The following is a 12,829-nucleotide window of genomic DNA, read 5'->3' as shown; positions in this document are numbered from 1 at the left end:
TTGAGGAGCAGATTCAGACAAGGCGATCAAGCCATAGCTGCAAAGCTGTCGGCCAGAATGGCCAGGCCTTCTTCGAGCAAAGCATCCGGCGCGGTCAGGGGCACCAGAATACGGATCACGTTGCCATAGGTGCCGCAGGACAACAGGATCAGCCCACGACGGGCCGCTTCTGTCACCACCTTCTTGGTCAGCACGGCGTCAGGGCGGTGTACGTCGCCACCTTCAAACAGCTCGATGGCGACCATGGCGCCCAGGCCGCGTACGTCACCGATGGCCGGGATCTTGGTGGCAATGGCTTTGAGCTTTTCCACCAGGAAGGCACCCATATCCTTGCTGCGTTGCAAAAGTTTCTCTTCTTCAAATGCCTTCATCACCGCCAGTGCAGCGGCACAAGCCACCGGGCTGCCTGCATAGGTACCACCCAGGCCGCCGGCAGCGGGGGCATCGATTACGTCGGCACGGCCCACCACACCCGACAAGGGGAAGCCACCAGCCAGCGATTTTGCGGTGGTGATCAAGTCAGGCGCCACAGGCCACTGCTCGCAGGCAAACCAGGTTCCGGTGCGGCCGGCGCCGGTCTGCACTTCGTCCGCGATCAGCAGGATGCCGTACTTATCAGCCAGGGCTTTCAGACCAGAGATGAACTCCGGGGGCGCCACATAGAAGCCGCCTTCCCCCTGCACCGGCTCCACGATGAAGGCAGCCACCCGCTCGGGCTCCACATCGTTCTTGAAGATCAGTTCGACCGAATGCAGCGCATCGGCCACGCTCACGCCATGCAGTTCGTTGGGGAATTGGGCATGGAACACTTCGCCAGGGAAGGGGCCGAAGCCCAGTTTGTAAGGGGCGACCTTGCCGGTCAGGCCCAGTGTGAAGTTGGTACGGCCGTGGTAGCCACCGGTGAAGGCGATCACGCCGGGGCGTTTGGTGTAGGCGCGGGCGATCTTGATGGCGTTTTCCACGGCTTCGGCGCCAGTCGTCAACAGCAGGCTCTTTTTGGCGAAGTTCCCTGGTGCCATGGCGTTGAGGCGCTCGCACACTTCCACATAGGGTTCGTAGGCGATCACCTGGAAGCAGGTATGGGTGTACAGATCGAGTTGGGCTTTAACAGCCTCCATCACCTGGGGGTGCAGATGGCCGGTGTTGAGCACAGCAATGCCGCCTGCAAAGTCGATGAAGCGGCGGCCTTCGACATCCCAAAACTCTGCGTTCAGCGCGTTTTTGATGAAAATCTCGTGCGCTTGACCAACGCCGCGGGCAACGGCAGATTGGCGGCGGGCATACAGGGCAGCATTGAGCAGTTTGCGATCGGCTTGCATAAAGTGGTCCGGTGTTGTTGATCGGGTGGCGGAACTATAGGAAGCGTTTACACAAACAACCATGTACACCATGATGAAAGTTTCGAGACACTGTGCAGGTCTAAAATCCTGTACAGAGAATCCCTAATCTGGTGCATTTCGATGCGCCAGAGACCCCACTTCACCTTCATTTGATGCTCACACTCAGCCCGGATATTGCGACGCCTTTGGTAAGCCAGATCGTGGACGGATTGCGTGGGCTGATTGCCGGTCAGGTACTGAAACCCGGTAGCAAATTGCCTTCCATCAGGGCGTTTGCTGTTTCGCACAATGTCAGCGTATTCACGGTGGTAGAGGCCTATGACCGCCTGGTGGCCCAGGGATGGTTGGTATCGCGTGCTCATGCTGGTTTTTTTGTCAAACGCAGAGACGAGGGCGGCAGCGTGGGGGCACCTGTCCGTGAGGCAGAAACGCCCCGTTTTGATGCCAGCTGGTACCTGAAGCAGATTTTTGAGAATCGCAATCTGCCGCTCAAACCCGGTTGCGGCTGGTTGCCGCACGACTGGCTGTTTGGCGATGCCGTACGCCGCAGCATGCGTCAGCTCTCCAGCGATGGCTCCGAGCTGGACGGCTACGGCCTGCCCTACGGGCACATGGCCCTGCGCATGATCATTGCGGAGTCGCTGGCGGAGCACCAGATATCGGCAGACCCCGGCCAGGTGCTACTGACCCATGGTTCCAGCCAGGGCTTGGATCTGGTGGCGCGCTGCCTGCTCAAGCCCGGCGATACGGTGCTGGTGGACGACCCGGGCTACCCCAATTTGTTGTTCATGCTGCGCTTTCTGGGGGCCGAGGTCATCGGCGTTCCGCGCACCGGCGTGGGCTACGACCTGGCTGCTCTTGAGGGCATTTTGGCCACCCGCAAGCCCAAGGTTTTTTTCACCCAACCCCGCTTGCAAAGCCCTACGTGTTCGGTAGCTTCTGTGGCCCAATTGCATCGCCTGCTGCAATTGGCAGAGCTACACGATTTCCTGCTGGTGGAAAACGACATTTATGCGGATATGGATGTGGCTTCGCGCACCACCTTGGCAAGCTTGGACCAACTGCGGCGGGTGGTGTACGTGGGTAGCTATTCCAAAACCATTTCGCCGAACTTGCGTGTGGGTTACTTGCTGGCGCGGCCAGACCTTTCTGCGCAGTTTGTGCAACTGAAAATGATTGCCGGTCTCACGTCCTCCGATATTGCAGAGCGCATCACCTTCGGTGCCATTACCGATGGGCGCTGGCGCAAACACCTGAAGTCCTTGCGCGATCGTCTGGGTGACGCCCACCGCAAAGTCAGTCGCCGTTTGTTGGGGCTGGGGTTTGAGCTGTTCCACGAGCCCGAAGCCGGCATGTACCTATGGGCCCGGCATCCAGACATTCCCGACAGTGCGGAGATCTCGCAGGCGGGCACCAGTGAGGGCATCATGTTGGGGCCCGGGCAGCTTTTTCTGGTGGAGCCACGGCCCACCGGCTGGTTGCGATTTAACGTCGCTTTTTGTGCCGACGAGCGCCTTTGGAGCTTCCTGGACAAGCGAATTGTGATGGGGCAGAGTGGCGAGCCCGGATAGGCTGTTGGGTCACACGCCTTAGTGTCCGTGCTTCACCATGATGTGGCGGGCACAGCTGTAGTCTTCCAGGGCATAGACCGACATGTCCTTGCCGTAGCCCGAGTGCTTCATGCCACCGTGTGGCATTTCGGACACCAGCATGAAGTGGGTGTTGACCCAGGTGCAGCCGTACTGCAGGCGTGAGGCAATGCCCATGGCCTGGCCCACATCACGGGTCCACACCGAGCTGGCAAGTCCGTAGTCCGAATCGTTGGCCCAAGCCACGGCCTGCTCGGCATCTTTCACACGGGTGATGGAAACCACCGGTCCGAAAACTTCGCTGCGCACAATTTCATCGTCTTGCAGTGCTCCGGCGACCACCGTGGGCTTGTAGAAAAATCCGTTGTTGCCCACTGTGTTACCACCCGCCGTGATTTCCACATGCGGCAACTGGCTGGCGCGGTCTACAAAGCCGGCCACGCGGTCGCGTTGGCGGGCCGATATCAGTGGGCCCATCTCCACACCGGGCTCCTGCTGGGTGCCGGTCTTGATGGTGGAGACGGCGCTGCTGAGGTCGGCTACCAGCTTCTCGTAAATACCTTGGGTGGCGTAGACGCGGCAGGCGGCGGTGCAGTCCTGTCCTGCGTTGTAGTAGCCAAAGGTGCGCAGACCTTCGACCACTTGCCCTAAGTCCGCGTCGTCCAGCACGATGACCGGGGCCTTGCCGCCCAGCTCCAGGTGGGTGCGCTTGATGCCGTGTGCGGCCGACTCCATGATCTTGCTGCCAGTAGAGACATCGCCGGTCAGAGACGCCATGCGGATGCGCGGGTCACGGATCAACGGGGCACCCACGGTGTCACCCCGGCCACACACGATGTTGACTACACCGGGCGGCAAAATGTCTGCCAGCAGCTCTCCCATGCGCAGCGTGGTTAGCGGCGTCATTTCGGAAGGTTTGAGCACGACGGTATTGCCCATGGCAATGGCCGGTCCCAGCTTCCAGGCCGCCATCATGAGCGGGTAGTTCCATGGCGCGATGGAGGCCACCACACCCAACGGGTCGCGGCGGATCATGCTGGTGTGACCGGGCAGGTATTCACCGGCCAGGGCGCCCGACATGTTGCGGATGGCGCCGGCAAAAAAGCGGTACACATCGGCAATCGCAGGTACCTCGTCATTGCGCGCCGCGGCCAGCGGTTTGCCGCAGTTCAGAGATTCCAGCATGGCGAACTCGTCCCCATGCGCCTCAATGGCTTCGGCAATTTTGAACAAATAGGCGCCACGGTCCTTGGGGGTAAGCGCCGCCCAGGCGGGGAAGGCTGCATGCGCGGCAGCTACCGCCAAGCGCAACTGGTCGGCGCTGGCCTCGCGCACCTCACACAGCTGTTCGCCAGTAGACGGGTTCAGGATGGGCTCTGAACGTCCCTCACCGGTAACGCGTTGGCCGTTGATAAGCAGTTGGGTGGGAAAACGTGTTTCAGCCATGATTTACAGCAATCCTCGTTGCGCCAGATTGCGCATCAGGTGGGAGACGCCAAAAGTCCACGGTGGGCACTGGTCGGTGCGTTGCATGCGGTTCGTCAGAGTACCTAGCTTGCGCGTGGTGATAGTGACCACATCACCGAGCTTGTGGGTAAAGCCACCACCCGGTGTGTCACGGTCCTGCACAGGAGCAAATAGCGTGCCCAAGAACAGCATGGCACCGTCCGGGTATTGGTGGTGGGGGCCAATCATTTGCGCCGCCAGATCCGCCGGGTCCCGACTGATGCGGGCCATGCTGGAGAAGCCGTCCATGACAAATCCATCGGTACCCTCCACGCGCAGGGTCAGTGTGGCCTGGCGCACATCGTCCAGCGTGAAGCTGGCGTCGAAGAAGCGGATGAACGGGCCGATGGCCGCCGAGGCGTTGTTGTCCTTGGCCTTGCCCAGCAACAGGGCGGATCGCCCCTCCACATCACGCAGGTTCACATCGTTGCCCAAAGAGGCGCCCACGATATGGCCTTGGGAGTTCACTGCCAGCACCACTTCAGGCTCCGGGTTGTTCCAGTTGGAGGCGGGGTGAAGGCCTGCTTCAGCGCCCGTGCCCACGGCGGCCATGGCAGGGGCCTTGGTGAAGATTTCGGCATCTGGTCCAATACCTACCTCAAGGTACTGGCTCCAGGCGCCTTGGGCAATCAGCACTTGTTTCAAGGCCAGAGCCGCCTCCGATCCGGGTTTCAGGCGCGACAAATCGTCCCCAATCAGGGCCTGAATTTCCGTGCGGATAGCGGCAGCAGCGGCTGGGTTCCCGCGCGCCTTTTCCTCGATGACCCGCTCCAGCATGGACGTGGCAAAGGTCACGCCGGCGGCCTTGATGGCCTGCAGGTCGCAAGGCGCCAGCAGCCAAGGCAGCGTCGGATTGCGTACGACGGTGTTGCCCAGCAACTCCGCCACATTGCAGAGTACATTGCCCGTGGCCTGACGCAGGGCGGCGGCGGGGTCCGCCGTTTCGCACAGGTCGCGCATGGTGGGGTAGCTTCGCGTGATGTCGATGACCTGGCCATCGCGCAGGGCCACCACACTGGGGCCTTGCTGGTCTTCGCGCCAGATGCGGGCGGCCAGCGCGCCTGTGGTGCCGTCAACGGGCAATGTGTTTTCGGGGGTAAGTTGCATGGCGAGTGGGCGTGTTAGTGAGTGATGTAGCCCATAGTTTGGGGCAACCACAAGACGATTGGTGGAAACACGGTCATGGCCAGCAGCAGGGCCAGCAGCATGATGAGAAAGGGCCAGCCCTCTTTCATCATCTCGCCAATCGGGATACCCGTGAGTGCCTTGGTCACAAACAGCAGCATGCCAAAGGGCGGATGGATCAGTCCAATCATCATATTGAGCACCACCAGCACTCCGAAGTGCACCAGGTCCACGCCTAGCAATTTGGCTGCGGGTAGCAGCATGGGGACAAAGACGAGCAGCAACACCGACACGTCCAGAAAGCAGCCCAGCACCAGAAACATCACGTTCACCAACAGCAAAAACTGCAGCCTGGTGAGGTGCATGCTGTCTACCCACATCGCCATGCTTTGCGGGACGCCCTCGGCCGTGAACGCGTAGTTCAGCATGAAAGAACCAGCCAGGATGAGGGTGATCACCGCGCTGCCGCGCGTGGACTCCATCACGACACCCCAAAAACTGCGCCACGTCAGCGCACGAAACACTACGGCCGCCAGGATGAGCGCGTGCAGTGCCGCCACGGCGGCGGCCTCAGTGGGGGTAAAGGCACCGGAGTAGATGCCTCCCAACAGTACGATAGGCATGGACAGGGGCAACGCTCCGCGAAAGATCAAGCCAGCCCATTCGGAGCGAGGCACAGGCTCATCGCGCGGCATATTGCGTTTGACGGCAATGATGTGCACCACGCCCATCATGAGTGCCGCCATCAAGAATCCTGGTACCACGCCACCCAGAAACAGGGCTCCGACCGATGCCCCCGACACCAGCGCGTAAATCACCATGGGAATGCTGGGCGGGATGATGGGCCCCAGTGTGGCGCTGGCCACTACGACCGCCCCGGCAAAGCCGCGCGTGTACTCCGGCTTTTTGAGCATCTGCCGAATGGTGACCAAGCCAGGGCCGGCGGCGTCGGCGATGGCGCTGCCGCTCATGCCTGAGAAGATCACGCTGACCAGAATGTCCACCTGCGCCAGCCCGCCGCGCATGCGGCCCACCAGGATGCGGCAGAAGTCAAAAATGCGTTCGCTCACGGTTCCGGCATTCATGATGTTGGCAGCAAACACAAACAGCGGTACCGCCAGCAGCACGTAGCTGTTGTAAAGGCCATTGCAGATCTGCTCGGCTACCAGCCCGATGTCCTGCCCCTTAACCAGCAGGTAGGCAATGCCGGACACCAGCATGGAGAAACCAATCGGCATGCGCAGCAGCATCCCCGCGACCAGCACGAGGATGAGAATCCAGATTCCATTGGTCATAGTCGCAGTTCCGTTTCCAGGCCGATGCCACGCACGGCGTTCCAGATGGCCCAGGCGCTGCGGATCACCAGGGCGATGAGCAGCAGCACAAAGGGCAGGTAAATCCACATGAAGGAGATGCCCAGCACGGGCGACCCTTCGCGCGCCATGAAGTGCACATAGTCCCAACTGGCCGGAATACCCACCATCGCCAGCCCGCCCACCAGCAGGTTGCCAGCAATGCGCATGGCCTGGCGGGCCCGCAGGCCTACGCTATTCCACACCAGGTCAAACACCACGTGTTCGCGCTCAGGCACCACCGCCGCCGCGCCCCAAAGGATGATCCAGACATAGAGAATTACCGCCGCTTCGTCGGTCCAAGGCAGCGGCTTGTTGAAACCGAAGCGCGCCGCGATCTGGATGATGAAGATGGAAAACAGGGCCAGAAAGAGGCCGCCGCCCAGAATGTTGGCAGCCTGTTGTAGTCGGCGCGCCATACTTACTTGGTCGCGTTGATGCGGTCCAGCAAGCCCTTGGGCCAGACCTTGGCGTAGTCAGACGCCTGGTAAGTGGTTTGCACCGATTTGCGGAACGCCTCCACATCCGGTGTGCTGACTTGCAGGCCTTCCTTCTTGAAGAACTCCACCAACTGGCTTTCTTCCTTGATACGGTTTTCGTTGTTGTAGGCGGCGGCAGCCTGGGCCGCTGCGGTCACCTTTTGCTTTTGCGCAACGGTCAGCGCGTTGTAGCTCTTGTTGGAGATGGCAATGAAAATGCCGTCCACCAGGTGGCTGGTCAGCACCAGTTGTTTGGTTACTTCGTAGAACTTGGCTGCGCGCACCGAGGGCAGCGGGTTGTCCTGGCCATCGATGGTGCCGGTTTTCAGTCCCATGTACACCTCGCCGAAAGCCAGCGGCGTGGCGGTGGCGCCCAGAGCGTCGCCCAGAAACAGCCATTCCTTGGAGCCTGGCATGCGCAGTTTCACACCCTTGAGGTCGGCAGGGGTCTTCACCGGCTTGGCTTCGCGCAGGTTGACTTGGCGAGTACCCAGATAGACCGTTGCCAACGGCGTGACATCCATTTTTTCGGACACGGCCTTGAACAGCTCGGCGCCAATGGGGCCGTTGAAAATCTTCTGTTGCTGCTCTGGGTCGCGCACCACATAACCCGCCGTGAAGATGGAAAACTCGGGTACCAGTTTGGCGATGTCAAACGCAGATATGCTGGAGAGCTCCAGGTTGCCGCGCGCCATGGCCGCGGGCTCTGCCCCCTGCTTGAAGAGGGTGGCATTCAGGTTGATCTGCACATCGAATTCGCCGGGTGCGGTCTTGTCCAGTTGCTCCTTGAACACGGTCCACATCTTGGCGTGCCAATCGTCGGGAACGGCGGGGGTGGAAATGCGCAGCACAGTCTTGGTCTGGGCCAGTGCGGGCAGGGCGCTGGCACTCAGCGCAGCAACGACACCCAGCAGGGCGCGGCGGTTCAGGTGGCTTGTTTCGGTCATGGTCTTGTCTCCTGTGTTTTTTATGGGTCTTGGGATGGCGCTGGCTTACAGCCGGTCCAGCGCCGCCCCCAGCGCACGATAACCGCTGCGCACAATGGCCAGCTCAGTGGGGTCCAGGGGACTCAATGGGGCGCGCATGTGCAGCCAGGCATCGTCGCGCGTCTGCTCGGCCAGCATGCCCTTGTACACGCCCACAAACGGCATGTCCGGACGCACCGACATCAGCGCAAGGATATCCAGAATCAGCTGCGCATCTGCCGGGTCAATCTGGCTGGGGTTGCTCATTACCCGCCGCATCAGCCGCGGGGCAATATTGGCCAATCCATTGATGGACCCGGTGCCGCCCTGGGCCATCACAGGCGCAACATGGGGCTCGGCGCCGACCAAAATGGACAGCTGCGGGAAGGCTTTCACCAGCCCCAGCGAGTGTTCCAGGTTGGCGCTGCTGTCTTTGACGCCTACCACCTGCTGCGGGTGACGCCGCACCAGCTCGGCGATGGCGGCATGCGAAAACCCGAAGGTGCTCATGGCAGGGAAGTGGTAGAGCAGCAGCTTGAGGTCGTCGTCCCCAATGCCGCGCACCACTTGCGACACCGCTTCGACAATGCCGGCGTCTTTGGGCTGGTTGAAGAAGAAGGGTGGCATGAGCATCTGGCGGTGCACGCCATAGCGGGCGGCGTGTTGGCCCAGCTCGATGGCGTCGCCCAACGCCAGCGCTGTGATGGTCACCACAATCTGGTCCGGCTTCACCCCGCTGCCCAGCATGGACTTCAGCAGACCTTTGCGCTCGGCCATGGTGAAGGCCGGGCCCTCCCCGGTGGTGCCAAACAGGGTGATGCCATCGCAGCCCGCGGCCAGCAGGCGCTGGGCATGGGCAATGGTGCGGGGGGTGTCTAACACGCCTGTGGTGCTGACGGGCAGCAGCAAGGCGGGCCACAGGCCATGGATAGCTGGGGTCAAGAGGTTCTCCTGTCGGATTGGGGGGGAAGTGTCCATTCGCTGCGCACCTGTTCCAGCGGTGCGTGCATCACACGGTTGCGGGCGCTGCTGATATGCGCCTCCAACAGCTCCACGGCCAATGCCGCATTGCGTTGGCGCAGCGCATCAATGAAGCGCAGGTGTTCTTGCATGGCGGGCACCAGTCGGCCAGGCGTGATCACACTGTGCTCCAGCTTGATCAGACGCACACGCAGGCTGTTGACGCGGTACATGTCGGAGAGGATGTCGTTCCCCAGGGCATCAACCATGCGGTCGTGCAGGCCCCAGTCCACGGCCTGGGCATCGTCCAGCAGGGTGCGGTCGTTCAGGGCATCCGCCGCGTTGGCACGTTCCAGGATCTGGCGGTGGCTGGCCTCAATCGCGGCCAGCTCAGCGTCGCTGGCGGTCTGCACAAACTGCTGCACCGCCTCGCGTTCCAGCATGGAACGCACCTGAAACGCGTTGCGAATCAGCTTCAAGTCCACATGCGCGACCTGCAGGCCACGCTGGGGCACGGTCTTCACCAGACCCGCCGCCTCCAACCGGGGGATCATCTCGCGCACGGCGCCCAGTGGCATGTCCAGCAGCAGCATGAGCTCGCGCTGGGAAATGAATTGCCCGGCGCGAATGCCACCGTTGAAGATCTGCTGGGTAAAGCCCTGGTAAGCCCGCGCACGCTGGCTGGTGGCCTCATCGGCGATGGGGGTGATACTGGGCTGCGTCATGACTAACATGTTAGTTGTTGTTTGCGATGTCCGGAGTTGGTAGTAACCCGTGCCCAGGCGGGCGCTGCCCAGACTTGCGCTGTGCAGTCAGCAGGGTACCGGGGGCGGCGATAATAGTGGGTTCCATAGACCCCACGCGCGAAGAAAACCAGACATGACCCAGCCCGTAATGAGTGTTGCCGACATTCGCAAAACCTTCCTCGACTTCTTTGCCTCCAAGGGCCACACCGTGGTGGCCAGCAGCCCGCTGGTGCCCGGCAATGACCCCACGCTGATGTTCACCAACTCGGGCATGGTGCAGTTCAAGGACGTGTTTCTGGGCACCGACAAGCGCTCGTACGTGCGTGCCGCTTCGGTACAAGCCTGCCTGCGTGCCGGTGGCAAGCACAACGACTTGGAAAACGTGGGCTACACCGCCCGCCATCACACCTTTTTCGAGATGCTGGGCAACTGGAGCTTTGGCGACTACTTCAAGCGCGAGTCGCTCAAATGGGCCTGGGAGCTGCTGACCGAGGTCTACAAACTGCCCAAAGAGCGCCTGTTGGCCACGGTCTACGAAGAGGACGACGAGGCCTTTGACATCTGGACCAAGGAAATCGGCCTGCCGCCCGAGCGCGTGATCCGCATTGGGGACAACAAGGGCGGCCGCTACAAGAGTGACAACTTCTGGATGATGGCCGATACTGGCCCCTGCGGTCCCTGCTCGGAAATCTTCTACGACCACGGTGACCACATCCCCGGCGGCCCTCCCGGCAGCCCCGAGGAGGACGGTGACCGCTTCATCGAGATCTGGAACAACGTGTTCATGCAGTTCAACATGGCCGAGGACGGTTCCGTCACGCCGCTGCCCGCCCCCTGCGTGGACACCGGCATGGGCCTGGAACGCCTGGCCGCCATCCTGCAGCACGTGCACAGCAACTACGAAATCGACCTGTTCGACGCACTGATCAAGGCAGCGGCCCGCGAAACCGGCTGCACGGACTTGAACAACAAGAGCTTGCGCGTGATTGCTGACCACATTCGCGCCACCGCCTTTTTGGTGAGCGACGGTGTGATCCCCAGCAACGAAGGCCGCGGCTACGTGCAGCGTCGCATCGTGCGCCGCGCCATCCGCCATGGCTACAAGCTGGGCCAGAAGACCCCGTTCTTCCACAAGCTGGTTAAGGACCTGGTGCAGGTGATGGGTGCGGCCTACCCCAACATGGCGTCGCAGGAGGCCCGCATCACCGAAGTGTTGCGGGTGGAAGAAGAGCGCTTCTTTGAAACCCTGGCCACCGGCATGCAGATCCTGGACGAGGCCCTGGCCGGCGGCGTGAAAGTGCTGCCCGGCGAGGTGGCGTTCAAGCTGCACGACACCTATGGCTTCCCGCTCGATCTGTCGGCCGACGTGTGCCGCGAAAATGGCGTGGAAGTGGACAGTGCCGGCTTTGCCGCGGCCATGGAAGCGCAAAAAGCCAAAGGCCGCGCGGCGGGCAAGTTCAAGATGGACAAAGCGCTGGAGTACACCGGTGCGGGCAACACCTTTGTCGGTTACGAGCACTTGACCCAAGCAACCAAAATCGTAGCGCTCTACGCAGACGGTACGCCGGTTGCCACGCTCAAAGCCGGTCAGTCCGGCGTGGTGGTAGTGGAAACCACCCCGTTTTATTCCGAAAGCGGCGGCCAGGTCGGTGACCAGGGCGCCATCTTCAGCGACGAAGGCCTGTTCCAGGTGGAAGACACGCAGAAGATCAAGGCCGATGTGTTTGGCCACCATGGCGTGCTGCAAACCGGCATCCTGGCGGTTGGCGATGCGGTGACGGCCCATGTGGACGCCGCGGTGCGTGCCGCCACCGTGCGCAACCACAGCGCCACCCACCTGATGCACAAAGCCTTGCGCGAAGTGCTGGGCGAGCATGTGCAGCAAAAGGGCTCGCTGGTGAACGCCGAGCGTACCCGATTCGACTTTGCGCACAACGCACCCGTGACCGACGTGCAGATTCGCCAGATCGAAACCATCGTCAACGCCGAAATTCTGTCCAACGCGGCCGCCCAGGCGCGTGTGATGGACATCGAGTCGGCCCAGAAGACTGGCGCCATGATGTTGTTCGGCGAGAAGTACGGCGAGACCGTGCGCGTGCTCGATATCGGCTCCAGCCGCGAGCTCTGCGGTGGTACCCACGTGAAAGCGACGGGTGACATCGGCCTGTTCAAGGTTGTGGCGGAAAGCGGCGTGGCCGCTGGCGTGCGCCGTATTGAGGCCGTGACTGGCGCCAATGCGCTGGCTTACCTGCAGGATCTCGAAGACACCGTGGGCGCAGCGGCAGCCACGCTCAAGGCCCCGGTGGCTGAGCTGGGCGGCCGCCTGGGCCAGGTGCTGGACCAGGTGAAGGCGCTTGAAAAAGAAGTGGCGGCCCTGAAGGGCAAGCTGGCGTCTGCCCAAGGCGATGAACTGATGAGCAGCGCTGTGGACGTGAACGGCGTCAAGGTACTGGCCGCCAAGCTGGACGGCGCCGACGCCAAGACCCTCCGCGACACCATGGACAAGCTCAAGGACAAGCTCAAGACCGCCGTCATCGTGCTGGGCGCGGTAGACGGCGACAAGGTGCAGATCGCTGCCGGCGTGACCAACGACACCACGGGCAAGGTCAAGGCCGGTGAGCTGGCCAACTTTGTGGCCGCGCAAGTGGGTGGCAAGGGCGGCGGCAAGCCCGACATGGCCATGGCCGGCGGCACCGAGCCCGCCAAGCTGGCTGGCGCGCTGGCCAGCGTGCAGGCCTGGGTGACTGCCAAGCTGTGACAGGACAGC

Annotated in this window: 10 protein-coding genes; 2 read left to right on the top strand and 8 right to left on the bottom strand. The window is 61.8% G+C overall.

Annotation, left to right across the window (positions count from 1 at the left end; all coding sequences use genetic code 11):
• Positions 1–26: 26 nt before the first annotated feature.
• Positions 27–1,319, bottom strand: a complete 1,293-nt coding sequence (gabT, locus tag AC07OE_RS09955) for a 4-aminobutyrate--2-oxoglutarate transaminase (RefSeq protein ID WP_495070403.1) — start codon at positions 1,317–1,319, stop codon at positions 27–29.
• 173 nt (positions 1,320–1,492) lie between these two features.
• Between gabT and AC07OE_RS09950 the strand changes: the two genes are divergently transcribed.
• Positions 1,493–2,911: an aminotransferase-like domain-containing protein gene (locus tag AC07OE_RS09950; protein WP_495070402.1), complete on the top strand. Its 1,419-nt coding sequence runs from the start codon at positions 1,493–1,495 to the stop codon at positions 2,909–2,911.
• An 18-nt stretch (positions 2,912–2,929) separates the two neighbouring features.
• Here the strand turns inward: AC07OE_RS09950 and AC07OE_RS09945 are convergent, their stop codons facing one another.
• From AC07OE_RS09945 to AC07OE_RS09915, 7 genes are read right to left on the bottom strand one after another with little or no spacing between them, the layout of a single operon-like run.
• Positions 2,930–4,348 carry a gamma-aminobutyraldehyde dehydrogenase gene (locus AC07OE_RS09945; RefSeq protein ID WP_495070489.1) on the bottom strand — a complete coding sequence of 473 codons (1,419 nt, stop codon included), beginning with the start codon at positions 4,346–4,348 and terminating at the stop codon, positions 2,930–2,932.
• Positions 4,349–4,378: 30 nt separating this feature from the next.
• Entirely contained in the window at positions 4,379–5,542 is a 1,164-nt protein-coding gene (locus AC07OE_RS09940; RefSeq protein ID WP_495070401.1) for a fumarylacetoacetate hydrolase family protein, read from the bottom strand.
• A 14-nt stretch (positions 5,543–5,556) separates the two neighbouring features.
• Positions 5,557–6,855, bottom strand: coding sequence for a TRAP transporter large permease (locus tag AC07OE_RS09935; RefSeq protein WP_495070400.1), 1,299 nt, complete (start codon positions 6,853–6,855; stop codon positions 5,557–5,559).
• On the bottom strand, positions 6,852–7,331 hold the full coding sequence (locus AC07OE_RS09930) for a TRAP transporter small permease (RefSeq protein WP_495070399.1): 480 nt from the start codon (positions 7,329–7,331) through the stop codon (positions 6,852–6,854). Before AC07OE_RS09930 ends, AC07OE_RS09935 begins: the two co-directional genes overlap by 4 nt.
• A 2-nt stretch (positions 7,332–7,333) precedes the next feature.
• Positions 7,334–8,338 carry a sialic acid TRAP transporter substrate-binding protein SiaP gene (locus AC07OE_RS09925; RefSeq protein ID WP_495070398.1) on the bottom strand — a complete coding sequence of 335 codons (1,005 nt, stop codon included), beginning with the start codon at positions 8,336–8,338 and terminating at the stop codon, positions 7,334–7,336.
• Between the two features lie 45 nt (positions 8,339–8,383).
• A complete protein-coding gene (locus tag AC07OE_RS09920; protein ID WP_495070397.1) occupies positions 8,384–9,298 on the bottom strand; it encodes a dihydrodipicolinate synthase family protein in 915 nt (304 codons plus the stop codon).
• Positions 9,295–10,041 (bottom strand): GntR family transcriptional regulator, encoded by a 747-nt coding sequence (locus AC07OE_RS09915; RefSeq protein ID WP_495070396.1) that lies wholly within the window; start codon positions 10,039–10,041, stop codon positions 9,295–9,297. Before AC07OE_RS09915 ends, AC07OE_RS09920 begins: the two co-directional genes overlap by 4 nt.
• A gap of 154 nt (positions 10,042–10,195) precedes the next feature.
• Here AC07OE_RS09915 and alaS point away from each other — a divergent pair, with 154 nt between their 5' ends.
• Positions 10,196–12,820, top strand: coding sequence for an alanine--tRNA ligase (gene alaS, locus AC07OE_RS09910; protein ID WP_495070395.1), 2,625 nt, complete (start codon positions 10,196–10,198; stop codon positions 12,818–12,820).
• Positions 12,821–12,829 lie beyond the last annotated feature (9 nt).

This window comes from Rhodoferax sp. GW821-FHT09E07 (assembly GCF_059416145.1).
This window is presented reverse-complemented; position numbering and strand designations above follow the sequence as displayed.